At 67.5% G+C, this 26,381-nt stretch carries 27 protein-coding genes; 8 read left to right on the plus strand and 19 right to left on the minus strand.

The window, feature by feature from the left end; genetic code table 11:
* From KO481_RS13650 to KO481_RS13695, 11 genes are all read right to left on the minus strand, one after another.
* Complete coding sequence (locus KO481_RS13650; RefSeq protein WP_215917485.1) at positions 1-510, minus strand: hydrogenase maturation protease; 510 nt, start codon at positions 508-510, stop codon at positions 1-3.
* Between the two features lie 5 nt (positions 511-515).
* Positions 516-635: a DUF6893 family small protein gene (locus KO481_RS44735; protein WP_372452014.1), complete on the minus strand. Its 120-nt coding sequence runs from the start codon at positions 633-635 to the stop codon at positions 516-518.
* A 25-nt stretch (positions 636-660) separates the two neighbouring features.
* The gene (locus tag KO481_RS13655; RefSeq protein WP_215917486.1) at positions 661-2,001 is read right to left on the minus strand and encodes a hypothetical protein; all 1,341 of its coding nucleotides are present in this window, start codon (positions 1,999-2,001) and stop codon (positions 661-663) included.
* Positions 1,998-2,642, minus strand: a complete 645-nt coding sequence (locus KO481_RS13660; RefSeq protein WP_215917487.1) for a DUF6084 family protein — start codon at positions 2,640-2,642, stop codon at positions 1,998-2,000. The genes KO481_RS13655 and KO481_RS13660 overlap by 4 nt, the downstream gene beginning before the upstream one ends.
* Positions 2,635-3,273 (minus strand): DUF5947 family protein, encoded by a 639-nt coding sequence (locus KO481_RS13665; RefSeq protein WP_215917488.1) that lies wholly within the window; start codon positions 3,271-3,273, stop codon positions 2,635-2,637. The genes KO481_RS13660 and KO481_RS13665 overlap by 8 nt, the downstream gene beginning before the upstream one ends.
* On the minus strand, positions 3,270-4,187 hold the full coding sequence (locus tag KO481_RS13670) for a NifU family protein (RefSeq protein ID WP_215917489.1): 918 nt from the start codon (positions 4,185-4,187) through the stop codon (positions 3,270-3,272). Before KO481_RS13670 ends, KO481_RS13665 begins: the two co-directional genes overlap by 4 nt.
* A gap of 31 nt (positions 4,188-4,218) precedes the next feature.
* Entirely contained in the window at positions 4,219-6,015 is a 1,797-nt protein-coding gene (locus KO481_RS13675) for a nickel-dependent hydrogenase large subunit (protein WP_215917490.1), read from the minus strand.
* A gap of 10 nt (positions 6,016-6,025) precedes the next feature.
* Positions 6,026-7,081: an NADH-quinone oxidoreductase subunit B family protein gene (locus KO481_RS13680; protein WP_215917491.1), complete on the minus strand. Its 1,056-nt coding sequence runs from the start codon at positions 7,079-7,081 to the stop codon at positions 6,026-6,028.
* 97 nt (positions 7,082-7,178) lie between these two features.
* A complete protein-coding gene (gene hypB, locus KO481_RS13685) occupies positions 7,179-8,003 on the minus strand; it encodes a hydrogenase nickel incorporation protein HypB (protein ID WP_215917492.1) in 825 nt (274 codons plus the stop codon).
* Positions 7,964-8,335, minus strand: coding sequence for a hydrogenase maturation nickel metallochaperone HypA (hypA, locus tag KO481_RS13690; protein ID WP_215917493.1), 372 nt, complete (start codon positions 8,333-8,335; stop codon positions 7,964-7,966). Before hypA ends, hypB begins: the two co-directional genes overlap by 40 nt.
* 76 nt (positions 8,336-8,411) lie before the next feature.
* Positions 8,412-9,047, minus strand: coding sequence for a CGNR zinc finger domain-containing protein (locus tag KO481_RS13695; protein WP_215917494.1), 636 nt, complete (start codon positions 9,045-9,047; stop codon positions 8,412-8,414).
* Positions 9,048-9,174: 127 nt separating this feature from the next.
* Between KO481_RS13695 and KO481_RS13700 the strand changes: the two genes are divergently transcribed.
* Positions 9,175-10,029 carry an alpha/beta fold hydrolase gene (locus KO481_RS13700; protein ID WP_215917495.1) on the plus strand — a complete coding sequence of 285 codons (855 nt, stop codon included), beginning with the start codon at positions 9,175-9,177 and terminating at the stop codon, positions 10,027-10,029.
* Between the two features lie 78 nt (positions 10,030-10,107).
* Here KO481_RS13700 and shbA read toward each other — a convergent pair whose 3' ends face one another.
* Positions 10,108-10,674: an RNA polymerase sigma factor ShbA gene (shbA, locus tag KO481_RS13705; protein ID WP_215917496.1), complete on the minus strand. Its 567-nt coding sequence runs from the start codon at positions 10,672-10,674 to the stop codon at positions 10,108-10,110.
* Between the two features lie 157 nt (positions 10,675-10,831).
* Complete coding sequence (locus KO481_RS13710) at positions 10,832-11,725, minus strand: GAF domain-containing protein (RefSeq protein WP_215917497.1); 894 nt, start codon at positions 11,723-11,725, stop codon at positions 10,832-10,834.
* A 155-nt stretch (positions 11,726-11,880) separates the two neighbouring features.
* Between KO481_RS13710 and KO481_RS13715 the strand changes: the two genes are divergently transcribed.
* Both KO481_RS13715 and KO481_RS13720 read left to right on the plus strand, forming a co-directional pair.
* A complete protein-coding gene (locus tag KO481_RS13715) occupies positions 11,881-13,464 on the plus strand; it encodes a CocE/NonD family hydrolase (protein ID WP_215917498.1) in 1,584 nt (527 codons plus the stop codon).
* Positions 13,465-13,573: 109 nt separating this feature from the next.
* Positions 13,574-14,386 carry a PIG-L family deacetylase gene (locus KO481_RS13720; protein ID WP_215917499.1) on the plus strand — a complete coding sequence of 271 codons (813 nt, stop codon included), beginning with the start codon at positions 13,574-13,576 and terminating at the stop codon, positions 14,384-14,386.
* A 10-nt stretch (positions 14,387-14,396) separates the two neighbouring features.
* On the opposite strand, the gene KO481_RS13725 is transcribed toward KO481_RS13720, so the two are convergent.
* Positions 14,397-16,634 carry a sensor histidine kinase gene (locus KO481_RS13725; RefSeq protein ID WP_245400943.1) on the minus strand — a complete coding sequence of 746 codons (2,238 nt, stop codon included), beginning with the start codon at positions 16,632-16,634 and terminating at the stop codon, positions 14,397-14,399.
* Positions 16,635-17,037: 403 nt separating this feature from the next.
* Between KO481_RS13725 and KO481_RS13730 the strand changes: the two genes are divergently transcribed.
* A complete protein-coding gene (locus KO481_RS13730; protein ID WP_308166590.1) occupies positions 17,038-18,462 on the plus strand; it encodes an ATP-binding protein in 1,425 nt (474 codons plus the stop codon).
* 342 nt (positions 18,463-18,804) lie between these two features.
* Here KO481_RS13730 and KO481_RS13735 read toward each other — a convergent pair whose 3' ends face one another.
* Complete coding sequence (locus tag KO481_RS13735; protein ID WP_245400888.1) at positions 18,805-19,431, minus strand: MspA family porin; 627 nt, start codon at positions 19,429-19,431, stop codon at positions 18,805-18,807.
* A gap of 170 nt (positions 19,432-19,601) precedes the next feature.
* Here KO481_RS13735 and KO481_RS13740 point away from each other — a divergent pair, with 170 nt between their 5' ends.
* Positions 19,602-20,039 (plus strand): DoxX family protein, encoded by a 438-nt coding sequence (locus KO481_RS13740; protein WP_215917501.1) that lies wholly within the window; start codon positions 19,602-19,604, stop codon positions 20,037-20,039.
* A gap of 109 nt (positions 20,040-20,148) precedes the next feature.
* Complete coding sequence (locus tag KO481_RS42990; protein WP_245400889.1) at positions 20,149-20,823, plus strand: cupin domain-containing protein; 675 nt, start codon at positions 20,149-20,151, stop codon at positions 20,821-20,823.
* A 67-nt stretch (positions 20,824-20,890) separates the two neighbouring features.
* Here KO481_RS42990 and KO481_RS13750 read toward each other — a convergent pair whose 3' ends face one another.
* Both KO481_RS13750 and KO481_RS13755 read right to left on the minus strand, forming a co-directional pair.
* Positions 20,891-22,363, minus strand: coding sequence for an AAA family ATPase (locus KO481_RS13750; RefSeq protein ID WP_215917502.1), 1,473 nt, complete (start codon positions 22,361-22,363; stop codon positions 20,891-20,893).
* Positions 22,364-22,736: 373 nt separating this feature from the next.
* The gene (locus tag KO481_RS13755; RefSeq protein ID WP_215917503.1) at positions 22,737-23,780 is read right to left on the minus strand and encodes an NAD(P)-dependent alcohol dehydrogenase; all 1,044 of its coding nucleotides are present in this window, start codon (positions 23,778-23,780) and stop codon (positions 22,737-22,739) included.
* A 118-nt stretch (positions 23,781-23,898) separates the two neighbouring features.
* Here KO481_RS13755 and KO481_RS13760 point away from each other — a divergent pair, with 118 nt between their 5' ends.
* Together KO481_RS13760 and KO481_RS43930 are read left to right on the plus strand one after the other, a co-directional pair.
* Positions 23,899-24,825: a helix-turn-helix domain-containing protein gene (locus tag KO481_RS13760; RefSeq protein WP_215917504.1), complete on the plus strand. Its 927-nt coding sequence runs from the start codon at positions 23,899-23,901 to the stop codon at positions 24,823-24,825.
* A 150-nt stretch (positions 24,826-24,975) separates the two neighbouring features.
* On the plus strand, positions 24,976-25,098 hold the full coding sequence (locus KO481_RS43930; protein WP_281066086.1) for a hypothetical protein: 123 nt from the start codon (positions 24,976-24,978) through the stop codon (positions 25,096-25,098).
* 9 nt (positions 25,099-25,107) lie between these two features.
* Here the strand turns inward: KO481_RS43930 and KO481_RS13770 are convergent, their stop codons facing one another.
* Entirely contained in the window at positions 25,108-25,464 is a 357-nt protein-coding gene (locus KO481_RS13770) for a hypothetical protein (RefSeq protein WP_215917505.1), read from the minus strand.
* On the minus strand, positions 25,461-26,285 hold the full coding sequence (locus KO481_RS13775; RefSeq protein ID WP_215917506.1) for an aldo/keto reductase: 825 nt from the start codon (positions 26,283-26,285) through the stop codon (positions 25,461-25,463). The genes KO481_RS13770 and KO481_RS13775 overlap by 4 nt, the downstream gene beginning before the upstream one ends.
* Between the last annotated feature and the right edge of the window lie 96 nt (positions 26,286-26,381).

A 26,381-nucleotide genomic window follows, 5' to 3' on the forward strand; every position in this document is an offset into this window, starting at 1 on the left:
TCACACCTCCTGTCGATCCAGCAGATCGGCCAGCACCGTTTCGATCGCGGCCACGGCGGGCGCGACCGCCGCCGCGACGGGGCCGCTGAGCCCGATGCCCTCGGCCACCGTTTCGACCTGGCAGCCCACGATCACGGTCGGCGGGACGACCCCGCCCAGCGTGCGCACGGCGGCGAAGACGGCCTCGGGATCCATCGCGTGCGCGTCGAGACCGCCTGCGCGGCCGCCGCTGTCGGAGTTCGAACCGCTGTCCGTGCGGCTCGCCCCGGGTTCGGCGCGCAGGATCTCGATGGTTCCCGGCGTGCCCCGGCGGGGCAGCGCGTCCACCAGTACCAGCGCATCCCAGCCGTCGAGCAGGTCGTAGGCCAGGTGCATGCCGCGGATCCCGTAGTCGCGCACGCACACATCCGGTCCGGGGTCCGCGCGCAACCGCCGGACCACCTCGGATCCGAATCCGTCGTCGCCGAGAAAGATGTTGCCGATCCCGGCGACCAGCACGCGGCCGCTCATCCGCGTCACATGTGCCGAATCTTCAGGTAGCGCCGGAGATCCGGGATCGAGCGGATGCCGGCGGCTGCCACCGTCAGCACGATCACTGCGACGACGACGGTCGCGATAATTCCTACGGTTTCCATGGCGGAGTGTTCCTTTCGTGGGTTCTCAGTACTGCGGGTGCGGGGCGTCCAGCGGCTCGATCTCGTCGGGGGCGAAATACAGGTAGCGGCCGTACCATTCGTGCAGATCCGCGGCGGGATCGTCCTCGACGACCACGCCGATGTGCACCTCTCCGTCGACGTCCTCGTGCACGGTGACCACCCGCGCGGTCCGTCCGGCGTAGAACAGGTCGTGCGCGTCGGCGCGCCGGGCCGGGTGCAGGCGTACCCGGCTGTCCTTGTGCACCAGCACACCGGCGATCGGCACGGCATCGGAGTCGGGTGCAACGGCGTTGTCGGCGAGCGGATCCCACCAATCGATGCCGTCGGGGACGGAGGGCAGCACCCGGGGACCACCCGCGGCGGGATCGCGCAGCACGCCATGCAGCTGCCGCATCTGCTCAGCAGTCATGGCCTCGCAACGGTCGATGATCTGCGCCGCACGCGGGTCGGTCGCCCGGGCCTGACGCTTCTCCTCGTCAGTCAGCGTCATCACGCGCAGGGTGAGGATCTCGTCGATCTCGGTCGAGTCGAACAGGGGAATCTCGCTCTGCTCGGCGATCTCCGGGTGGTCGTAGAGAATGATCGGCGAAATCAGCAGCAGCGCATGGGATCCAGCCGGGCCCGCGAGCACCGGGAAGCACCGATGCTGCGCGCAGGCCGCCGCTGCCGCGGCGGCGGCAGGTGGGGGGTCCAGCAGGGATACGAAAGCGCCGTCGGTGATCTCGGCGATCAGGTGCGCACCGATGAAGGAGTGCGCGATGGCATCGTCCCGGTCCGCGGCGGCCGGCCCGGTGTTCCGGGCGACGACGGTGCAACGCCGCATGCCGTCCACATCGTCGACGGTGAGCTCGAGCCGCCCTGCAAGTGACCTCCGCTCCCGCACTATTCGGCCGACGGGGTCGCCTGCCGGGATCTCCTCGGTCTCGCGGCCGCCGTCGACTTGCAAGTCGAAGGCGTTGTTGCACACTGCGATCGGACCGAGGACGATCTCCTGCTCGATCGCCTCGTCCCAGCTGAGCCACGATTGCCCGCCCACCGACATCTCGGTGACGGCCTGCCCGGCCGGGTCGATGATCGTGCGCCGCTGCAGCTGCAGGAATCGCACGGCCAGTGTGAGAGTGGCCGCGGGCTCCGCCTCGACGAGGAACTGTGCCGAGAGCCCGGAACCCTCGCCCAGGCCCGCCTCCTCGGCCCCGGGCGGGCCGAGCACCCCGAACTGCCAGCGGGACTGATTCTTTCGCGCGCTCGCCCGATACGGGTAGAGCAGATATCCCTCGTACAGGACGGCATCGGCCACCGCGCGAGCCCCGGCCCACGCGCCCTGCCCGTATCCGGCCGCGCTCACGGTCGTTCCTCCTGGTGAGCGGCCAGCAATGCGGCCACGGTCTCGTCGTAGCCGAGCAGGCCGTGCTGGGCCTTGAAGGCGGTGAGCTGCTCGAGCGTTTCGCGCGAGAGCCGCAGCCATCCGGTATTCGGGAAGTGCGCGGCCATCAGGTCCTGCCACACCGCGACGGGCATGTCGAACGGGTCGTTGCGATCCCAGGGCACCTGCTGGACGGTGAATCCGCCGGCGCCCCTGCTGAATACCGTCCCGCTGAACAGGAATACGAGCGGCGCGGTGCCGGTCCGCAGCGCATGCATGTACTTGGAACCGGCCACCTCGAGGTCGTAGGTGCACGGCATCGGCAGGTCGATCTCGGCGCCGCCGTCGAAGCCGGGAACCATGGTGGCGCAGTGCATCCAAAGGAACGTGCGCTGGGTATCGTGCCAGCGCTCGCGCGGGCCGAACAGGTCCAGCAGGCCCGCGCCCTCCTCGTCGGAATAGGCCCTGCGGCGCGGTTCGATCCGGACCTGGGCACGTAATGCGATGGCGTGCACCGGCTCGTCGGTGACCGCGGCGATGCCCACTCGCGCGGAGAGCATCGGCGTCACCGCGTAAGGCTCGGGCCGGATCTCCAGCACCGCGAAGGTGACCGCGTCACTCATAGTCGCCCCTGCCCGGCCGGGCACGGGCCGCGGTGGCCGCGAAGAACTCGTCGAGGTAACGCCGGGCGTCCTGGCCGCCGTCGAATCCGCGCCACAGCAGCCGCATTCGCCCGACGAACTCGTAGCAGGCATCAATGGGCAGCAGCAGGCAGGCCCCCGCCGTGTCGCGGTCGGGGCGGCGGATCAGCAGCGCCTCCACATCGGGGGCGAGCGTGCCGAGCTCGGGATGCCGGTCCACGATCGCGCGCCAACGCTCCATCGGCAGTTCGGATTCGGTGGCTCCGGCGGGCCCGGGATAGAACGCGACGGTGCGATCGAGCGTGGAATTGCGGAAGAAGAAGGCCAGGCCCACCGGGATTTCCAGCTCGTCCCATTCGGACGCGTCGATCACGACGCCGGGAAAGGCGAGATACCGGTCGGGCACCGCGCGATAGCGCAGCGCCGCGGCCTGATCGGTGAACAGTAGATAGCAGGCCCGGCACACGCAGAGCAGCTGCCTGCCTTCGGTATTCACCACGTGCTGGTGCTCTCCGGGAATCGCCTCCGCGCACATCTCGCACCGTTCGCCCGCGGGCGTCGGAGCGGGCTGCGTGTCCGCCAGCCGCCGCAGGATCCGGAACGAGGAATTCATCCCGCCACCCCCGCGGGAACGGCCACCGACAGTTCGCCGTCGCGGACGAGAACGGGCAGCGGATCGAGGTGCCCGCTCCCATCGACCCTCGCCCCGGCGTGCACGGCGTCGTAGTGTGCCTGGCAGACCGGACAGCGCAGCACCGCGTCACCGACCGGGAATCCCATGCGGCGGTGCAGGACCGCGCCCGCGAGCGAGTTGTCGCACGCCGGGCAGTGGTCGCGGTAGACGTAGAGCTCGGTGCCGATGCGGCAGGCCAGCACGGCCTGCCCGGCGATGGAGAATCCGCCGACCTCGCCGGGGGACAGCCCTGCCAGTTCGGGGACCGCGATCCAGCTGCCGGTCCGCGGCGCGGCATCGCGCACGCGGGTGAACAGCGAATCGGCCGAGAACACGCTTGGGTCCGAATCCGGTTCGGCGGCAACCACTTCGATCGCCTCGATCTCGGGCGCCGCGGCGCGCACGGCCTCCTCGACGGCGAGCTCGAGCGTCACCGACGACGACGGGCAGGTACGGCAGCTCCCGGCCAGCGCCAGCCGCACCACCCCGTCCTCGACGCCGAGCAGGGTCACGTCGCCGCCGTGTGAGCCCAGGTACGGCCGCACGCTGTCGAGCGCGGCCCCCACCCGGGTGCGAACTCCCTGCGGGTGCAGGCCGTGCACGAGCAGCAGGCTCGCCACCAGATCGTCCGCGGCCAGCAGCTCGGCCGTGGGCTCGTCGAGCGCCGCGACGATCCGCGCCAGCCCCGCGCCGTACAGCTCGACCACCTCGTGGAGCAGCTGTTCGGCGCGGTCGCGGGCGGCGGTGCCGCCCGCGGCGCAGGCGTCCAGGAGCGTCTCGATCCGATCGCCGGCCTCGCGCCAGCGGTCGGGCGCTGCGGCGTCGTTCCGGTCGGCCGGGTGATCGTTCACCATGTACCTCTCCCGTCGCCGGGCCGACCCGGGACTACTCCGCGGTCAGCGTCTGGGTGGGGGAGTGCAGGGTTTCCAACGTCTTCCCGTTGCCCAGATACATGTGCACCCCGCACGGCAGGCACGGATCGAAGCTGCGCACCGTGCGCATGACGTCGATGCCCTTGAAGTGCTCGCGATCGTTCTCCTCGAAGATCGGCTGGCCCTGCACCGCGTCCTCGTAGGGCCCCGGAGTGCCGAAGCTGTCCCGCGGGCTGGCGTTCCAGGGCGTCGGCGGATACGGATGGTAATTGGCGATCTTGCCGTTCCGGATCACCATGTGGTGCGAGAGCACACCGCGCACGGCCTCGGTGAAGCCGCAGCCGATGCTCTCGTCGGGCACCTCGAAGCTCTCCCAGGTCTTGGTCCGCCCGGCGCGGATCTCCTCGAGCGCCTTCTCGGCGAAGTGCAGCGCGCATGCTGCGGCGTACGCCTGGAAGTAGGTGCGCGCCCGGTCGCGCTCGATCGTGTTGCTGCCGTGCGCGGGGATCTTCCACTCCAGCTCGACCGGGCCCTTCAGCGCGGTCTTGGGCAGGTTGATCTGCACGCTGTGCCCGGTGGACTTCACGTAGCCGATGTCGACCAACTCGGCCAGCGCCGTCGACCACAGCCGGGCCAGCGGCCCGCCGCCGGTGTCGAGCGCGAGGTGATTCTTGCCGTCGAACCAGCGCGGCGACATCACCCAGCTGTACTTGTCGTCCAGGTCGCGCTTCTGCGGCTTGGGGTTGGTGTGCTGGTTCCAGGGGTGCCGCCGGTCCACCGGATTGCCGAGCGGATCGGTCGTCACGAACATCTCCTGGTCGGACCAGTCCTCGTAATACGAACTGCCCAAAAGGATTCGGAGGCCGAGGTTGATATCCACCAGGGAGGTGGTGACCAGTTTGCCGTCGACCACCACGCCGGGGGTGACGAACATCTTGCGGCCCCAGTTCTCCATGTCCTTGTAGGCGAAGTTGCACACCTCGGGATCCTGGAACGAACCCCAGCAGCCGAGCAGGGTGCGGCGCAGGCCGACCTGTTCGTAGCCGGGCAGGGCCTCGTAGAAGAAGTCGAACAGGTCGTCGTGCATCGGCACGACCTTCTTCATGAATTCGACGTAGCGCATCAGCCGGGACATGTAGTCGGTCATCAGCTGGATCGTCGCCACCGTGCCCACACCGCCGGGATACAGCGTCGAGGGGTGCACATGCCTGCCCTCCATCAGGCAGAACATCTCCCGGGTGTACCGGCTGACCTGCAGGGCCTCGCGGTAGAACTCACCGGTGAACGGGTTCAGCGCGCGCATGATGTCCGCGACGGTGCGGTACCCGTGCGCGTCCGCGTGCGGCGCCTGCGCCGTCTCGGCGCGGGCCAGGACGCCCGGATTGGTCTCGGCGACCATCTTCTCGCAGAAGTCCACGCCGACCAGATTCTCCTGGAAGATGTTGTGGTCGAACATGTATTCCGCGGCCTCGCCGAGGTTGACGATCCATTCGCCCAGATGCGGCGGCTTCACCCCGTAGGCCATGTTCTGGCAGTAGCACGAGCAGGTGCAGTGATTGTCGCCGCAGATGCCGCAGATTCGGCTGGTGATGAAGTGCGCGTCGCGAGGATCCTTGCCGCGCATGAAGATCGAGTAGCCGCGGAAGATCGAGGAGGTGCTGTGACACTCGACCACCTCGCGATTGTCGAAGTCGATCTTCGTGTATATGCCCAGGCTGCCGACGATGCGTGTGATCGGATCCCACGCCATCTCCACGAGGGCATCCGGGTCGATCTTGCGGTGCGACGGTTCCGGGATGATCTGAGTCATCGCAGTCCTCCTACCATGTGCGCGTCGCGCCGGTCTCCAGCGCGGTGCCCCGATGCCGCCAGTGCGGCTCCTTGTCGACCGTGCGGGTCGTGACGTGGCGCAGACTGCGGATCACCGATCCGTACAGCCCCGATGCGGTGGACGAGAACTTGCCGCCTGGCGGCTCGTCCATGAACGGCATGAACTTGTCCGGGAAGCCGGGCATGGTGCAGCCGATGCAGATGCCGCCCACGTTCGGGCAGCCGCCGACTCCGTTTATCCAACCACGCTTGGGCACATTGCATTTCACCACCGGACCCCAGCAGCCCAGCTTCACGATGCACTTGGGCGAGCCGTATTCGGTGGCGAAATCCCCCTGCTCGTAGTATCCGGCGCGGTCGCAGCCCTCGTGCACAGTCGCACCGAAAAGCCAAGTGGGGCGCAGTGCTTCGTCGAGCGGGATCATCGGGGCCTGGCCGGTGGCCATGTAGAGCAGATAGGTCAGCGTCTCGGACAGGTTGTCGGGCTGGATGGGGCAGCCGGGCACGCAGACGATCGGGATGCCCGCCTTGCTCTTCCACTTCCAGCCCAGATAGTCGGGCACCCCCATCGCACCGGTCGGGTTTCCGGCCATGGCGTGGATGCCGCCGTAGGTGGCGCAGGTGCCGACGGCGACGACCGCCGTCGCCTTGGGCGTCAGCCGATCGAGCCATTCGCTGGTGGTCATGGGCTGGCCGGTGGCGGGGTTGTTGCCGAAGCCGCACCAGTACCCCTCGGTGTGCAGCTGCTCGTTCGGGATCGAGCCCTCCACGACGAGCACGAACGGCTCCAATTCGCCGCGGTCGGCCTTGAAGAACCACTCGAGGAAGTCGTCGGCGCCGCCGGTGGGGCCGCATTCGAAATCGATCAGCGGCCAGTGGACCGCAATCTTGGGGAGACCAGGCAGCGATCCCAGCGCGATTTCCTCGATGCTGGGTTGAGTGGCGGCAGTCAACGCCACGGAATCGCCATCACAACTGAGCCCGGCGTTTATCCACAGAACATGGATCAAGGCCTGTTCGGCTTCGACTGCTTCGCGAGTTGGCATGGAGTGCCACCATTCTTGAAGCGGATGGTCACACGGAAACGGGCTCTTACCAGATATCGGCGAACCGAATCCGTGCGGTGACCCTGATCACGTCAGTCTAGGCGGGTGCGTTGGCATCCTCAAGGGTGCTCGACGGAATTGATCTTTGCTCGGAAAGCCATCGGTACCAGCGGAAAAGCCCGTCGCCGGTGGTCGCGGACACGGGCAGGATCGTGATTGCCGGGTTGACGGCCCTCGCGTGCCGCCGGCAGGTCTCGACATCGAAATCGACATAGGGCAGCAGGTCGATTTTGTTGATCAGCGCCAAGCCCGCGGCGGCGAACATATGCGGATATTTCAGCGGTTTGTCGTCGCCCTCGGTCACCGAGATGACCACGACCTTGGTCCGCTCGCCCAGGTCGAACAGGGCCGGGCAGACCAGATTCCCGATATTTTCGATGAACAGCAGCGTGCCCGCGGCCGGATCGAGCGCGTCGAGGGCGCCCCGCATCATCTCCGCATCCAGATGGCAACCGGCGCCGGTGTTGACCTGGACCACGCGGCAGCCGGTCGCCCGGATCCGTTCGGCATCGAGCAGCGTCTCCTGATCGCCCTCGATCACGGCCATCGGCACGTCGCCGAGTTCGCGGATGGTTCGCTCGAGCAGAGTGGTCTTGCCCGCGCCCGGGGAGCTGGTCAGATTGAGCGCGAGGATGTTGCGTTCGGCCAGGCGGGCCCGGATGCGGGCGGCCAGCCGGTCGTTCTTGGCCAGGACCTTCTGGTCCAGCGTCAACGTCCGGGTGGCCGGCGGATGCTCATGGTCGTGCGCGCCGTGCTCGTGCGGGTGATCGTGATCGTGTGGGTGGCCATCGTCGTGATGCGGGTGTTCGTGGGGAATCGTGATCACCGCGGAGTCCTGGCCGCAGCCACAGGTTGCACACATGTCTCACTCACCTCCATCGTCCGGATACGGAGTTCCCGTCCGGAACGCACCTCGACATCGGCGCTTCCGCACGGGCACAGCAGGATGAGGTCGGCGAGGCCGAATTCGGCGCCACAGCTGCGGCACCGGGCCGCGCCGGGGACGATTCTTATCTCGAGGCACGCGCCCTCCGCGACGGTTCCCTCGGCGACCAGTTCGAAACAGAATTGCATCGCCTCGGGAACGACGGCGCACAGCGCGCCGACCTCGACAGTGACGCTGTGCACCCGGGCGCCCGCCGCGTGCTCGCACACGGTGTCCACGACGCTTTGGGTGATGGCCAATTCATGCATGGCGGCTCGGTTCGACGACCTGGATGTCTCAGATTACTCCCTGGGACGTTCGGACCGGGACGCACGATTCGGCGGATTACCCCGGCGGTGCGGATGCGGCCCGGTGGCGTCGGCGGTGGGCCGCCTGTTTGGCGCGGTTGCCGCACAGGGACATGCTGCACCAGCGGCGACCGCGGCCGCGGGTGCGGTCGGCGAACAGGAGGGTGCAGGTGGGGCCCTCGCAGGACTTGATGTGGGTGAAGTCCTGGTCGCAGATCAGCTCGGCCATGGCCTGGGCGATGGGGAGTAGCAGGGTGTCGGGGGAATTCCAGCGGCGGCGGTCGGTCAGGGTGAGGGGGCCCTCGGTGCCGGCGGGAGGCCCGGCGATCGCACTGTAGCGGCGGTCGAGCTCCAGGAGCTCGTTGAGCGGATCCAGTTGGGGGAGAACGGATTCGGTCAGCGGATGGCCGCGATGCTCGGTGACGAAGCCGCGAAACCACTCGCGCAGGGTGCGGGCCTGGGCGGCCAGGCGTTCGAGCTCGCCGGGCAGGGCGCGCTCGCGCAGGTCGGCCAGGACCTGTTCGGGGACCATGTCCGCCTGCCGGAGCCAGTCGAGCAGACTCTCGCCGTCCTCCAGCCAGTCCACGACCGCATCCGTCGGTGTGGCCACCGAGTTCAGGAAATCCAGCCCGGCCGAATCGGCCAGGAACAGCGCGGGCGTCGACTGCGTCATCGGCTCCTCCTCCACCTCGAAGAGTAACCTCCTTGAATGCGGTTGACAAGTTACTGATGCCACGCATAACCTTCTAGGGAACACTAAGACGGTTACTTATTCGGAGCGACAGTAAAGGATGGCCATCATGACCGCAATTCGCTACCGCAAGGTCGACGTCGACGGCTTCGGCATCTTCTACCGTGAGGCGGGCGCCCCGGGGAGCCCCAAACTCCTTTTGCTGCATGGCTTCCCGACCTCGAGCCACATGTTCCGGGATCTGATTCCCCTGCTGGCCAACGACTTTCACATCATCGCCCCCGACCTGCCCGGGTTCGGCCGCTCGGACATGCCGGACCACAAGGAGTTCGACTACACCTTCGACAGCATCGCCGCAGTGATCGACCGCTTCACCGACGTGGTCGGCTTCGACCGGTACGCGGTCTACATCTTCGACTACGGCGCCCCGACCGGCCTTCGGCTCGCGGTCGCCCACCCCGACCGCATAACCGCCATCGTCTCCCAGAACGGCAATGCCTACGTCGAAGGTCTCAGCGAGGGCTGGAACCCGGTCCGGGCCTACTGGGCGGATCCCTCGGCCGCCAACCGCGATGCCCTGCGCACGATGCTGACCCCCGAGACCACGCGCTTTCAGTACACCCACGGCGTGCCCGACGAGTCCCTGGTCTCCCCGGACGGCATCGCGCTGGACGACCACTACCTGGCCCGCGCCGGCGCCGACCAGGTGCAGTTGGACCTGATGCTGGACTACCGCAACAACGTGGCCCGGTACCCGCAATTTCAGGAGTACTTCCGCACTCACACTCCGCCGCTCCTGGCGGTGTGGGGGGCCAATGATCCGTTCTTCCTGCCCGCCGGCGCCGAGGCCTTCCGCCGCGACCTCCCCGACGCGCGGATCGAGTTCCTCGACACCGGCCACTTCGCCCTGGAAACCCACGCCGCCGAGATCGCCGAGGCCATCCGGGGATTCCTCGCCGACTGAGAGGCCGAGGCGTCCCGAGTCGATCTCGTGACCGGGTCGTCCCGCTGTCCGAGCACATCTGGACGGCGGGGACCGATCTCATGCGATGGCAGAGGCGCGGACCACGGCCAGTGCCCTGAGCTTGGTCATGGCGCGGTGCTGGGCGACCCGGATCGACCCCGCGGTGCCGCCCACCGCCGCGGCGGTCTCGGCGGCCGAGAGTCCCACCGCGACACGCAGAATCAGGATTTCGCGTTGCTTCGGCGGCAGGGCGCCGAGCAGATCGCTCATCCGACGGGCGGCCTCGGATTGCAGTGCCCGCTGTTCGGGACCGGTGTCATCGCAGGGCAGGTCGGGAACCGCCTCGACCGGGATGATGCGGTTACGGGCGGCGCTGCGGTAGGCGTCGGCGACCTTGTGTGCGGCGATGCCGTAGACGAAGGCCATGAAAGGTCGTCCCTCATCGCGGTATCGGGGCAGTGCGCGCAGGACCGCGATGCAGACCTCCTGTGCGACATCGTCCGCGGAGACCGTGCTCCCGGAAATGTGGTTCACCCGGGCCCGGCAATAGTGCACGATCTGCGGGCGTATCTCCGCCAAGACGCGTGCGATCGCGGTCCGCTCGCCACGAACCGCCCCAGCGAGGTCGTTCTCCAGCAATGCCATCGCCTCTTCCGAACCATGCGGCGGGGCCGCAGTCGGGTGTGCCGAGTTCCATTCCACTCGGCGACGCTGTGAGAAGGCTGTAAGGGCGCTGTGGAGATGATTCGGGCGCCGGTGAAATCGGGGACGGGCACGCAGACAGGGCGGCGAGGTCCCTATTTCATGGTGTGTCGAGTATGGATCGCGTTGACAGCGTGTGGTTTTCGATATCGTGGATGGCCCGGTCGAGGGTGTCGACGGCGGCCTGCAGCCGGGCGGAGGCGGCGCCCTCGCCGACGAGCCGCCGCAGACCGGTCAGGTGTAGCGCCGTCAGTAGATGGTCCACGACGGAGCCCGCGAGCTCGGTGCCCATGCCGATCGTTTCCGGCGAGACGGCGGTGGACGGGAGGGCGTGATGGTTTCGCGGCGGTGTTTCCGCGGGCGGGCCGAGGCTGCGGGAGATCGCGTCACCCGCATAGTCGGCGAACAGCTGCAGGATCTGCAGGTCCGCGGGCGTGGGGCGATGCGGGCGCGGGAAGTGGGTCGACACGATGCCGACGACCCTGCCGGTGAAGTCGATCAGCGGGGTGGACTGCACGGATCGGAATCCCGCGGCGGCCGCGATGCCCCGGTGCGACGCGAACCCGGGATCGGTGTCGACGTCGTGCAGGATCGTCTGATCGCCGTGCGAGGCCCGGCCGCAGGCGGAACTGTCGTCGTCGACGACGGAGAAGTGCTCGAGGAATTCGGCGTCGAACCCGGACTGGTCGGTGATCAACAACGCACCGGAGGCCGGGTCGACCAGCTGTACGTTCCCGAGTTCGGCGCGAGTCAGCGAGAGCGCCGTCTCCAGGACCGTCTGCACCAGCGCTTCCACCGGGGGGTCGTCCTCCAGCGTGGCGGTGGCCGCACGCACCCGGCCTAGCGCACCAGGCTGCTCGAGCAGGAACCGCACCCCATCGGCGAAGTGATCGGCGCGCCGCGTCAGGGTGGCGGCTGCCGGGGCCGGCGGGTACGGGCCGGTGCGCCATGCGGCGCGAATCCGGTCCAATGGTGTTTCGCAAGCGCTGGTCATTGGATATCGCGTCCTCGATTGTGCGGCGCCTTGGACGAACAGGCGCCGGGAGCCCCGAGCCATACCGATTCTATCCCCGCCGGATGCGGGAATCTGCGGCGGAATCGTGGATTCCGGTGGTAACGATGGAAAGGCGACATTTCAGAGGAGGATCAATGCTGGGCCGGATCGTCGACGGACTCCTTCGCATGCCACCGGCCACGGTGCCCGAGCCGGTAGTGCGCCGGGACATTTCTATACCGATGCCGGACGGCGTCACGCTGCTGGCCGACTGGTATCGCCCGCCCGGATCGCATCCGATGCCGGTGGTGCTGATTCGGACGCCGTACGGCCGCCGCGGATTGCTGAGCGAGCTGTTCGGCCCGGTGTTCGCCCGGCGCGGACTGCAGGTGGTCTATCAGAGCACACGCGGGACCTTCGGCTCCGGCGGCGAGTTCCGCCCGTTTCTGCACGAGAAGGACGACGGCCTGGCTACCGCGGCGTGGTTGCGCGCGCAACCCTGGTGCGACGGCCGGGTGGCGATGGCGGGGGCCAGCTATCTCGGGCATACCCAGTGGGCGATCGCACCCTATGCCGATCCGCCGCTGGAGGCGATGTGCCTGGGCGTTACCTCCTCGGACTTCACCGACGTGTTCTATCCCGGCGGTGTGCTGGCCCTGGACGACATGGTCGGATGGTCGGCGCAGATCGGCCGTCAGGAGGATCGGTTCGCTACGGTTCGAGCGCCGCTGCGACGCCGCCGCGTCCGTGCGGCCACCGCGACGCTGCCGGTCGGGCGGGCGGACGTCGCGGCGATCGGACGGCGGGTGCAATTCCTGGCCGACGTTGCCGGAAATGTGGAGACCCCGGAGTTCTGGTCCGGGACGGTGCACCGCCCCGAGGACGTGAGCACACCGGTCAGCATGGTCGCGGGCTGGTACGACCTGTTTCTGCCGGGGCAGCTACGCGATTTCCGGCGGTTGCGCGCGGCCGGGAATCCGGCGCGGATCCTGATCGGGCCGTGGAGCCACGGCGACCCCGCCAGTTTCCGGCCGATGATCGCCGACCAGGCCGATTTCCTGGCCGCTCATCTGCTCGGCGACCGCGCCGCGCTGCGCCGGGCGCCGGTGCGTGTGCACCTGCAACGGGCCGGGCACTGGCTGGACTTCGAGGAGTGGCCGCCCAAGTCGGTCGAGCGGCGGATCCATCTGCCCAGCCTCGGTGACGCGCCTGGCGACGCGGGCCCGGACGAATTCACCTACGACCCGTCCGATCCGACCCCCTCGGTCGGCGGCCCGCTGCTGTTCGGCAAGGCCAAGCAGCAGGACAACCGGGCGGTCGAGGCCCGCCCGGACGTGCTCGTCTACACCGGCGAACCGCTGGCCGCAGACTTGGACGTGGTCGGCGAACCGACCGCGACAGTGCACGTCCGCACCGAACGCGCCGGGGCCGATCTGTTCGTCCGGCTGTGCGATGTCGATGCGAAGGGGGTGTCCCGGAATGTCACCGAGGGCATCCTGCGACTGCGGGAGCGGGCCGACGGGCCGATCGAGGTGCCGTTGTTCCCGACGGCGTACCGGTTCGGCCGCGGGCATCGGCTCCGGGTGCAGGTCGCCGGCGGTGCATTTCCCCGATTCGGCCGCAATCACGGCACCGCCGAGCCCGTCGCCGACGCGGTGGCCGGTGTGCGGTGCGGCTTCCAGGTGTTCCACGATCGCGAGCGCCCGTCGTCGCTGATGCTGCCGATCCTCGCCGAATGACCGTGGCACCCGATCCGGCGTCCGGCGGGCGGAATCCCGGCGCTGGTTGTCGGTGTTGATTCGTAGAGTGGAAGCACCGAAGCGCCGAGCACATACAGACGGGGGACTCATGGCCGACCAACTGACGATCATGGCCGTACACGCCCATCCGGACGACGAGGTCATCAGCACCGGTGGGATCCTCGCGCAATATGCCGCCGAGGGTATCCGAACGGTCCTGGTGACCTGCACCAACGGCGAGCAGGGCGATGCGCCGGGCGGGATCAAGCCCGGGGAGCCCGGCCACGATCCGAATGCGGTACGGGCCCAGCGACTCTCCGAACTCCAGGAGTCGGCGGCGTTGCTGGGCATCGAGCACGTCGAGCTGCTCGGATATCGGGACTCAGGAATGGACGGGTGGGAAGGCAACCGGGATCCGGAAGCCTTCTGGAACATCCCGGTCGAGCAGTCGGCCGCCCGCCTCGCGGATCTCATGCGGCAGTACCGGCCCCAGGTGGTCGTCACCTATGACGAGAACGGCAACTACGGCCACCCCGACCACATCCAGGCCAACCGCGTCGCACTCGCCGCGGCGGCGGCCACGGATATCCCGGACAAGTTCTACTACACCGCGATTCCGCGCGAACGCTCCCGCGAGATGTTCGCGACGCTGCGCGCACAGGGCATGATCGACCAGGACCCGCCGGACGACTTCGGCACACCCGAGGAGCAGATCACCACGGTCGTCGACGTGGCCGCCTATACCCAGCGCAAGGTCAAGGCGCTCGAGGCGCACGCCAGCCAGGGCGACAGCGTGCCGTTTCTGCGAATGCCCGCCGAACTGCAGCAGCTGATGTTCGCCACCGAAAGCTTTGTCCGGCATACCAATCGCGTCGCGGCCGCACCGGCTCGGGAAACCGACCTCTTCGCCGGGCTCCGCTGAGCGGTCGCGGTTACACCTCCAGGTCCTGCCGTAGCGGGTGGGCGTGCTCGTCGAGTTCGATGCGCCGGGTGCCCGCGGATCCGTCGGCCACGATGGTCAGCAGCGGCCGGCGGCCGGGGCGTTGGATCCGGACGATGACGGATCCGTCTCGAGCGCGCTGGATTTCGGCGACGGCCTGCTCGCGGGCGCGGTCGCCGACGGCGGCGTCGAGATCGTCCAGGCCGTGCTCGTCGTAGAGGACGACCTCGACGCCGCGGCGGCGGGCGGCGCGGGCGGCGATGACGACCGGTGGATGCGCGAGCTGGGGCGCGCGCAGTGCGTCGCGTAGTTCGGCCTCCTGCAGCGCGCATACGTCCCGGACGCCGTCCACGGGTTCGAAACTGGCGAGCAGTTCGAGCAGCGGCCGGGTGAGCCTGCCGAGTCGATGCAGCTGCCGGTCCCGCTCGGCGACGGCGGCCGCGTCGGCGGCCTGGGCGGCGATCCGGTGCAGGGTTTCCTCACGCAGGTCCAGCGTCGTGCTGGCGACCGGGCCGATGATGCGGGCGAAGAACGTCGCGGCCAGCAGCGGTGCGAGATAGAGGAAGGGGACCGCGAACCCGTGCGAGGCGTCGGTAGGCAGGCCCATCCGGACAGCGAATTCGGCGAGCAGGACCACCATCGTCAGCCAGGCGAGTACGACGCGACCACGCATACACATGAATACGCATACCGCCGTGGCGCAACCCAGGGACCATTCCTGCACCGTCGTGTTGTCCGACATCGACGCCACGGCGCAGACGATCGCGTACTGCGCGGGACCACCGGCCGTCAGGATGGCCAGCGACGCCCCGAGGGGCGGCGGGTCGCCCGGCACGGCGAGCAGCGCGCCACCCGCGGCCGCGGTGAGGACGAGGCAGGCGAGCATCGGCCACGGCTGGGAGAACAGTACCGGGGTGGCGGCGAGGGATGCGGCGTAGGCGGCGAGGAAGAACGCGACCGTCACCCAGGCGGCGCGGGTGCGCATGCCCAGCAGGGTGCGCATGCTCAGCGGGGTGGGGGAGTTCGCGACGGTTCGGCATGTGTCCGGGGTGATGTGACGCTCGGCCATCGGGCCCGCCCAGCTCAGCCGGACCGTGGTGCCCGCACCTGGCCGGGAGACGATCGAGGAGGTGCCGCCGCCCAGCTGCCGCATCCTGGCGTGGATGCTCAGTGCGATGCCGAGCCGGTCCGGGCGCTCCACGGCGGTGTCGAAACCGACACCGTCGTCGATGACCGCGACCCGGAAACCGCCGCCGTCGACCCGGATATCGACGCGGCGGTGGGCGTCCGATCCCGCGTGCCGCATGCTGTTGCGGACGGCCTCGCCCGCCGCCGCGGCGGTGACGCTCACCGCCGCGGCCGGGAAGCCCCACCGTTCGGCGCCGCGATCCACGACGACCGCGATCGGCAGGTCCGGCTCGATATGCGCGACAGCGGCACGCAGGCTGTAGACGACGGCCGGTGCGTCCAGCACGCGGCCGAACGGATGCTCGAGATCGTCGAGGTAGTTGAGGGTCTGCATGGCCTGGCGCCGCACCGCGTCCCGGTCGGCGCCGCGCGCCGCGGCCAGCAGCGTCGACATCACCCAGTCGTGGGTCAGCGCGGCGAATCGATCTCGTTCGGCGGCGCGGCTGCGCAGGGCAGCCGACGATGCGGAGCTCTCGAACGCGTCGTTCTGCACCGTGTCGAGCGATCGCCCGGTGCGGATGAACACCAGGACCGCCGCCACGAACAGCGCGCTGTAACTGAACGCGTACAGCAGATCGGGGACGAAGGGCACGTTGACCTCCGGCGCCCGCGCCGTGTAATTGACCACCGTGGCCGCCACCGCGGTGACGGCGAGAGCCAGCAGGCTCGCCCGCGCCCGCCAGACCACCGCGGCCGCCAGCCCGGCCAGGGCCGGTACATCGCCGAGCCACTGATCCTGATGCAGCGGAACCCCGTGCCACGCGGCCAGCCACGCGATGAGCGTCACCGGGTAGCCCACCACCGCGAGCACGGCGGCCCGGCGCATCCATCGGGGATCCCGATGAAAGCTCAACACGCCCAGCGCAAGCCCCGGCCCGAACGCCACGGCGATCGCGAACGGCGTCCACCACGACTCGACCCCTCGCGACTGGTTCTCCAGGTCCGGCGCGACGAGCACCAGATCCGCGACATACCCCACGGCGACGAGCCGGCCGGACAGGCGCACAAAGCGGTCGGCGATCGCGTCGCGAGCACCCAACATCGCAGTCACCCGCTCACCTCATCCGTCCACGGCCATGTCCCCGTACCCTACCCACTGGTAGGGCAGGTATTCCGCGTCCGGGTTTCCGACGATCCGGATGCTGCGGGAGCGGCCGCTCTCGGCACGTGTCCGGATGATTCGCGCTCTCGGCCCACCTGGGTTCCGGATCGACAGGGGTGGCACCACATCGTGGTCGCGAACGCCGTGAGGAACGACGCAGCCGCGAGCGCGCCCGCGGTGGCCGTGCCGAGCACACGGCGAGGCGCCCACATGGTGGAGACCGATTTCATGTGCTGGGCCAGTTGGAGCCCGCGCTGATCAGCGCGGGCCACTTCAGCAATGCATCCAAGTGTGAGCGTATCATCGTTGATAGTATCAATCTTGGAAGTATTCTTCGTAGAGGGTGGCGCTCTTGGATGGCTTCATCGGCAGGCAGCGTGAGCTCGGGTTGCTCGATCGGTCGGTTCAGCGGGTTGTCGCCGGTGGGCGCGCGGGCCGCCCCGGCCGGGCGATACTCATGCGCGGGCGTCGGCGAGTCGGCAAATCACGCCTCGCGGAGGAGTTCGTCGAGCGGTCGGGCTTGCCGTTCCTTTACTTCACCGCGTCCGCGCAACGGTCGGCCGAGCTGGATCTCCGTCTGTTCGTCGAATCGGGCGAGTTGTCGTCACTGCCGGATGCGGCCCGGTTTGCCGGGCAGCATCCCAGAGACTGGGATGCTGCGCTGACCCTGCTCGCCTCGGTGCTGCCCGATGATCAGCCGAGTGTCGTCGTCATCGACGAAATGCCATATCTCATCGGCAACGACCCGGGCTTCGAGGGCAGCCTGCAAAAGGTGTTCGATCGAGAACTGTCGCGCAAGCCGATGTTGCTACTGTGCATCGGATCCGATCTGGCGATGATGGAAGCCCTCAACGAGTACGGTCGGCCGTTCCATCAGCGGGCGAGTGAAATGGTCGTCCCGTCGCTGAATCCTGCCGATGTAGCGGAGATGCTGAGACTTCCGGCCACGGAGGCATTCGACGCCTTCCTGGTATCCGGCGGCCTGCCACTGATTCTGGACGAGTGGCCGCAGGGTGCGACACCGGCGGAATACCTGGCCGATGTGGTCGATGACCCGACATCGGCCCTGCTGGTCAGCGGCGAGCGCGCACTGGCCGCGGAGTTCCCCGAGGATGCGCAAGCCCGGCGGGTACTGAGTGCGATCGGTGCCGGGGAACGCACGCATACCCTGATCGGCCGGGCTGCGGATCTTCCCACGGCAAGCCTGAGCCGGGCGCTGCGATTGCTGACCGACAAGCGCATCGTCGAGGCGCTGACGCCGCTGTCGACCCAGCCCTCCCGCGAGACCCGCTACATCGTCGCCGACCCCCACTTGCGATTCTGGCTGGCCTTCCTCGGCCCATACCTGTCCGAAATCGAGCGGGGCCGTGGCGATCTCACGCTTGCACGGGTCGAGCGCCGCTGGACATCGTGGCGCGGTCGGGCAATCGAATCCATTGTGCGCGAATCACTTCGGCGCCTACCGGAGCAGCTTCCCGAATCCACCAATGCCATTGGGGGATACTGGACACGCACCAACGATCCGGAAATCGACATCGTCTGCGCGGACAGGGAACCCATCGCCAAGACGATCACTGCGGTGGGCTCGATCAAGTGGCTCGACGACAGGCAGTTCGACAGCCACGACTTGACCCGCCTGTACCTGCATCGCTCGAAACTGCCAGGCGCGGACGAGAGCACGCGGATGCTGGTTGTATCCCGGTCAGGTATCAGCGTTCCGGGCGTTACGGGATTTACGCCGGACGACCTCATCGCCGCATGGCGATGAGCGCCGGATTGTCCGGGCGCGCAGTGCGCGCCACGATGTGATGGCAGTGCGGGGACGACTACCGAACGATGGGTTCGGTCGCGGGCGGACCAGGTGGTGGCGGAGTTAGTGCGGCGGCCGGATCCGACGGGCTCGGGCTTTTCGGGTTGCGGGGCGGCGGGACAAGCTGTTGCAGCGGCAGGGGCCCGGATCGGGGGCCGTCTGTCGCTGGGGACAGCCGGCAGTGTTGCGCGTCGCTGCAGGTGGCGGGCATCTCCGTGTCGGCTCGGGCGATGGGGACCGAACATGCGGATATTGCCAGCGCGAGCGTTATCGAGTGCAGGTATTTGGCGCGCATCGGTGTCACAACCATATCGGGTTGCCGTATACGGCGACGGAATTGTCGGCGTCGGCGGTCGAGGTGGACACGATGGCGTAGGAGCGCAGGCTCACCGGGCCCATGCAGGCATCGATTTTGATCTGTATCCGGTCGAGCGTGACAGACGCATGCGCGCCGGTGAGTTTCTTGGTCGCCAGCGGCACGGTGGTGATCGTGCCCGGTTTCGGGGCGAATGACACGTTCGGAATTGCCAGGGCGCTCGCGCCCGCGTTCACCCCGCCGACCGAGATCCCCACGTTGGGGCCGATGGCCGCGGACAGCCCGACGGTCAGCCCATTGGACACATCGACCTGGCAGCCGATCTCGTATCCCACGGCCATGCTCCCCGAGTCGACCGGTACCCGGCCCTTTCCGGAGATGTCGGCGATTGCCTCCAGCCGGACGAATCCCTCACGGGTGAAGGGTGATCCGGCCAGATTCGGAACGCGATCCAGATTCTCCGCGGCCTTGGTGACTCGCACTTGCCAACCGTCGTCGGTGACGACGGCGCGCGACGAGTCCGCTACCGGATCCGCGGACGCGGTCCCGAACGCGCCGGCAACGAGAGCTGCCGCCGCTATACAGGGCATCGCGAGGGTAGAGCTTTTCATTCGAAGGGGTCCTTGTCTCGAGTCTTCTTCGGCCTTGCGTAATCCCGACCGATCCGGGCCCGGAAAGGTGACAGGCCGATTCGGCGGTGGGTGCGTTGTCACACTTTCGGTCCGGCCGCGGTCGAGGAGTTGACGCCGGATCACGGCATCCCGACCGAAAGGAAAGTCCCATGACCACTCTCACCGAACGCGCCGCCGGCCTGCCCCGCACCTCCGCTTCCGGGCGGGTGCGCACGATCGCCTACTGGGCGTGCACCGTGAGCCTGGCGTTCATGATGATCAGCGGCGCCTACGGCGAATACACCCATCAGTACGGAACTCTGGAAACCCACACGATCCTCGGCTACCCCACATACTTCATCTCGCTCATCGCGACTTGGAAGGTGCTCGGCAGCGCCGCGATCCTCGTGCCGGGGTTCGCGCGGTTGAAGGAATGGGCTTATGCCGGAATGTTTTTCAACATGAGCGGTGCGTTCATCTCGCACCTGGTCGAACACGACTACGGATCCGCCGGCATGCACCTGACGGTCACCGCGGGCATTTGTGCGCTGGTCGTCGCATCCTGGGCACTGCGCCCCGCCGACCGCTCGTTCGTCCGGGCCGGCTGATCGTCGGGCCGAACCGGCCTGCCCGGACTAGGGCCTTAAGGCACGCGCTCAACCAGCTGCTCGCGAGTAGTGTCCTGAGCGGGGTGCCTATTTCAAAGGAGCCCCGGTAATGACAAAGTTCGTTCAGACGATCGAGTTCACGACCACGCACCTCGACGAGTTCAACGAGAAGCTCGACGCCTGGCTCGCTGCGACGGCGGGCAAACGCACGGCTCTGCGCGGCCTGGAGGCCAAGGATCGCGACCGCGAGAACACGTACATGGAGGTGGTTGAATTCCCCTCGTACACCGAGGCGATGCAGAATTCCGGCCTTCCCGAAACCACCCGCTTTGCCCAGGAACTAGCCGTGCTGTGTGACGGCCCGGCTACCTTCCGCAATCTCGATCTGCTCCGCGAGGACGACATGTCCGACGGGCAGCGCCGGAGTCTGATCGTGCGGAGTCTCGACAATCCCGACGAGTCCCGCCCATTCGAGGCGGGAATGGGCCGTTTGGATCTCGTCGAGACACCGCAAGGTCCGGTCGGCCGTGCCGTGTTCGAACCCGGCTGGCGCTGGTCCGAGCATGTCAAACCGATCGCGGGCACCGACAGCTGCCAGGCCATGCACGCCGGGTACTGCATCTCGGGCCGCATGCGACTCCGCATGGACGACGGCACCGAACGCGATATCGGCCCGGGCGACTTCCTGTTCTGCCCGCCCGGCCACGACGCCTGGACCCTCGGTGACGAGGCGTGCGTGACGCTCGACTGGTCGGGTGCCGCGCGATACGCGCAACGGGATTGAATCCTCAGCACGGGCGATCGTCCTGGCATCGGAGCCTGAACGATCGGCCGTGCTCCATCCGGAGGCATCAGATCTGGCGATAGATGTCATCCAGCCCGATGAGCAGCACATCGCCGGACTCCGCGGCCGCCTGCCGAAGCTCGTCGGTGAAACCCGCGCCCGAGTAGCAAGCGAGACCCGTCGAGGTGGTGTCGTAATGGCCAGCCTCCACCACCAGTTTCCTGATATTCCGGAGTCGTTCGAGGTGACCGATGCCCATCACCTCTTGCAACTTGCATTCGCCCAATGACAGCAGCGGGGGCTTGCCGGTGTCGGCGGCTCCGACCACGACCACGTCGACCTCACGACCGATCTTGTTGGCGGAATCATTTATCACACCGCCACCCACCTTCACCGGCAGCTCGGCGAAGGTTTCCGAATCTGCGTGCAGCAGTGCCCATTCGCGGCAAATCTGTTCGAATCGCGGGCCGAGCGCATTGGCCGAGAACTGACGTTGGCGGGTGGGCCACACACGCCCTGCGGAGCCGGGAGCCTCCAATCGGCTCCACACCGGCCGCATCACGCTGTAGTAGAAGGTGATCAACGGTTCGGCGATCCGGTAGTACGTGCGGTTGCCGCGGAACATATCGTCTTCGTGGGCCAGGAATCCCGCATCCTCCAACACATTCAGCGGGTGCGAGATGTCCGCGGCTGGGCGTCCGATATAGCTGGCGATTCCGCCCCTGGTTGTATTGCCCTGGGCCACAGCGGCCAGCACGGCATGGTAAAGCCCGAGATCGCGGATGTCCGTTTCATCGGCCAAGAGGTACCGGGCTTCCCGGAACAGTGGGCTCTCGGGGTTCAACACCGTTCGGATCACCCAGTCATCGAAGTCGGCCATGTCTTTCGGAGCATCGTCCCGGACGAACTCACGACGATAGGCGGGCGTGCCGCCGACGACTGCATTCAGTCGAAACGCAAGTTGTGGGTCTTCGACGCGCCAAAACTTGGCGGCTTGAATGTGATCCAGCGGTCGAACCACCAATTCCAGCCCGGCTCGCCCGCGCAATGGTGCGGCGCCCGCGAGCAGCTTGCCCATGAACGACATCGCCGAGCCGCACAGCAACAACCGGGTTCGCGAGCTGGTCCGTTCTCGACGTAGCGGTGCCAGTGCCTGCTGGATGATCGATGGCAGCGCAGGATTGGCCTTGGCCAGGTACGGGAACTCGTCGATCACCACTGGGAGCGGCTGTTCACGACCAAGAAGCAACAGTGCATCGACGACCTGAAACCAGTCGGTCGGCTGCACCGGGAGGGGCGCGTTCAGATATTGAGTCAGTGCCGACCCGATCAGGCGTAAGGACTCGGCATCGGTGCTCTCGGTCGCACCGAAATAGAAGCCGCCAGTTGCCTGGCACGCGGCCCGTAGCAGGTAGGTTTTCCCTTGCCGCCGCCGCCCCGAGACCACTCCAAGGGTTGCATCAGGTTGCGTGTCGGTGACGAATCGACCGAGGGCGCCCCACTCGAAGTCTCGGTCGAACATATCCGCTGGCTTGTCCACGCACCCTTCCTACCTGCTAGTTCTTTTACGAACTGTACTTCGTGGAAGTATAGTTCGTAAAGACTGCCGCCGAGTCGCGGATGAGCCGTCCCGGGGTCCCCAGGTGGGTCCGGTTCGGTGGACGGACCGTGCAATGTCGTCCGTGGCGCGGAAAAAACGTCAAATAAGCAGAGGCCCAGGCGAGAGATTCGTCTCTGGCCTGGGCCTCGCAGGGTCCCCGATGTCTCGGTATAAGAACCGCGAAATTCTGGTCGGTGGGCAGCAGATCGTGATCCGGTCGGTCGGGACCGTTGCGCGCTGAGCGCGGTGGTCCGATGAGTGAGCCGCACGGATGAGAATGGTCCGCCGCGGCCCCCGGACCACGGGGTGTCGGTCAGATGGTGGCCGTGTCGATGACGAAGCGGTAGCGAACGTCCGAGTTTTCGACGCGTTCGTATGCCTCGTTGATCCGGCTCGCCTCGATCAGTTCGATCTCCGCGCCCAGGCCGTGCTCGGCGCAGAAGTCGAGCATCTCCTGGGTCTCGGCGATGCCGCCGATCGCGGAGCCGGCGAGGATCTTGGAGCCCCCGAGCAGCGAGAACAGGTTCAGTGAGATGGGCTCCTCGGGGGCGCCCACATTCACCAGCGCGCCGCCGGTCTTCAACAGGCTCAGGTATGCGCCGAAGTTCAGCGGCGCGGACACCGTGGAGAGGATGACGTCGAAGGAACCGGCCAGCTCCTTGAACGTTTCCGGATCGCTGGTGGCGTAGTAGTGGTCGGCGCCCAGCTTCAGGCCGTCGTCCTTCTTACGCAGTGACTGAGACAGGACGGTGACCTCCGCGCCGAGAGCGTGGGCGATCTTGACGGCCATGTGGCCCAGGCCACCCAGGCCGATCACGGCGACCTGTTTGCCGGGGCCGGCGCCCCAGTGCTTGAGCGGGGAATACGTGGTGATGCCTGCGCACAGGAGCGGTGCGGCCACGTCGAGGGGCAGGCCCTCGGGGATGCGGACGGTGAAGGCGTCGGCAACGACGATCTTCTGCGAGTAGCCGCCGTAGGTGGGCTCGCCGTCCTTGCCGACGCCGTTGTACGTCGCTACGTTTCCCCGCACGCAGTGCTGCTCCTGGCCGTTGCGGCACGCCTCGCACACGCGGCAGGAGTCGACCATGCAGCCGACGCCGACGCGGTCGCCGACCTTGAACTTGGTCACGGCCGAACCGACAGCCTCGACGATGCCGGCGATTTCGTGCCCCGGGACCATCGGGAAGATGGCCTCGCCCCAGCCCGCACGGGCCTGGTGGATGTCGGAGTGGCAGATCCCCGCGAACTTGATGTCGATCAGGACGTCGTGCTCGCCGACCGTGCGGCGCTCGATAGTGGTGCGCTCCAGTGGAGCCTTGGCGCTGGGCGCGGCATATGCGGCAACAGTGGTGGTCATGGTGTCCAGCGTCCGCGACGAACCGGCACTCGCCCAGCCCACCGCTTTACGTACGTCCAGTGGTCCTACTACCGACAGGATCAGGCTCGTGGTCGTACGACCGGGAATACTGGAGAACATGAGCGACAACCCCGTCCCGGACGACGCTCGGGCCGGCCGTTCCGACGGCCTGGACCAGCGTGCCGAGCTCAGCGAGTTCCTGCGTACGCGCCGGGCCCGGCTGGACCCGGCCGATGTGGGGATTCCCTGGCATGGGCGGCACCGGCGGGTGCCGGGTCTGCGGCGCGAGGAACTGGCGCAGCTGGCGGGGGTCTCGGTGGCTTACTACACACGGCTGGAGCAGGGCAACGGGCGCAATGTGTCGGCGGAGGTGCTCGACTCGATCGCGCGCGCTCTGCGGCTGACCGACGCCGAGCACGCGCACCTCACTCATCTCGCCAAGCCGAAACAGCTGCGGCGCAAGTATCGGACGCCCAAGCGGCAGCAGGTGCGGGTTACGCTGCAGCAACTGCTGGAGTCGATGGACGGGATGCCCGCGTATGTGGCCGGGGCGCGGTCGGAGATTCTCGCGTGGAACCGCATGGCGGCGGCGCTCTTCGGTGACTGGGGGCAGTTGCCACCCGCTGAACGCAACTGGGCGCGGCTGACATTTCTTTCTCCCGACTATCAGCGGCTGTTCCTCGACTGGGATTCCAAGGCGTCCGACATGGTCAGCTACCTGCGGATGTATGCGGGCCAGCACCCGGACGATCCGGATCTGTCGGCGCTGGTGGGGGAGTTGTCGGTCAAGAGCGAGGAATTCCGGCGGCTGTGGGCCACGCACGACGTGAAGGAGAAGGGGCACGGCCTCAAGCGGATGCGGCACCCTCTGGTCGGCGAGCTGACGCTGGCGTACGAGACGCTGTACCTGCCGGACGACACGGAGCAGTATCTGTGCCTCTACCACGCCGAACCGGGCTCGCCGTCGGCCGAGGCCCTGTGTCTCCTGGCCAGCTGGGGCACGGACGCCGCTCAGGCCCCCACCGAATCAACCCGTCCTTCGTGAGGCTTTTCATCTGGCCGCGATACGCACTCGCCGATGGGATGAGGAGTGGGATATCCCCGTTCTGGACTATGGGCATGCGGTGACGGCGGATGAGATCGATAGCACTGTGCGCGAAGCGATCACCAACACCGAAGCTGATGCTGGATGATCGTGATCGGCGACACTTCGGGTCTGGTCGCCGCTTTCAACTCCGCGGATCCCGAACATGTCGGCGCGCGTGCGGCGCTGCAGCAGGCCGCGCTGACCATCGTCTCACCGCTGGTTGCCCGATGATCTCTAGCTCTAGAAGATCGCGATCGCGGTGATCGTGTGGACGATGCACGCGAACAGCGGCCCGGCGACCATGGCGGGTTCTCGACGCTGGGCTCCGATCGCGGCGTCCGCGGCTTGTGCGATCGCGGCGACGACCAGAACGAGGGCGCCTACCGTGCTGTGTGGGAAGAAGGGCACCGCCCCGGCGAGGATTCCCAGCGGTACCGCTCTGGCCGCATACACCCGCGCGTAGAGGTGCTCTCCCGCAGTGGGATTCGCTTCCCGGCTCATGGCCGACGGGCGCACCGCCGACGCAACGGCGAATCCGACACCGATCAGCGAGAACACGCCGTTCAACACGGTCAGAACGATCATCCCGGCGCTCACGCGCCCTCCCGGGTGCCCTCGGCTTCTCGGTAGGCGCCCGCCGCGATGTTCTCCTCGAGGTGTTCGACACTGCTGGTGCCCGCGATCACGACGGTGACAGGGGAGCGATCGAGCAGCCACGCGAGCCGGGTTTGATCGGCTGTCAGGCCTTTTGCGGTCGGAGGGGTGTCGGTCGCGCCGTAGCCGCGTGGACCCCACGCCAGGTAGGGAATACCGTGCTCTGTGCAGAACTCCAGCGTCGGTGTGTCTTTCTGGTTGCCGTAGCTGAACATGTTCGACACGCTGGCGATGGGTCCGCGGGCGTGTGCGCGGCGGAGTTGGTCGAGCGTGACGTTGGATAGTCCGACGTGCTCGATCCGGCCTTCGGCTCGCATCGCGAGCATGGTGTCGAAGGCGCTGTCGAAGCTCACGCCGTCGTAGGTGTCGTCCTCGTTCATCCATCGCAGGTGCGTGAGCGGGATGGTGTCCACGCCGAGCACCGTCCGGTCGCGGTCGTTGCCCGCCCGCAACTGCTCGGCGCTGTAGTCCGGCTGGGGTGGCTCGCCGTTGTAGGTCGCGCGCGCGCCGGCCTTGGTCGCCAGCACGAGGTCGGCCGGGTAGGGCCGCAATGCTTCGGCGATGAACCGGTTGACGACGTCGTTGCCGTAGTACCAGGCGGTGTCGACCACGCGGACACCGAGTTCGATCGACCTGCGCAGCACCGCCGAGACAGCTTCGGTATCGGTCGGCGTACGCAGCTGCATGGCTCCGAATCCCATGCGGGGCACCGTCTTTCCCGCGAGGGAGATCATCCCTGCGGCTGTCGCATCAATTGCCATCATGCTCTCGATTCGCTCAGATCTGGTCGGCCGCGTTGTCGAGGTCCGCTGCTTCGGGGCACGAACACGAAGTCAGTATTCAATACTGTTAGACTGTAT

It is taken from the genome of Nocardia albiluteola, from assembly GCF_018860155.1.
In the GTDB taxonomy this organism is placed as follows: Bacteria; Actinomycetota; Actinomycetes; order Mycobacteriales; family Mycobacteriaceae; genus Nocardia; species Nocardia albiluteola.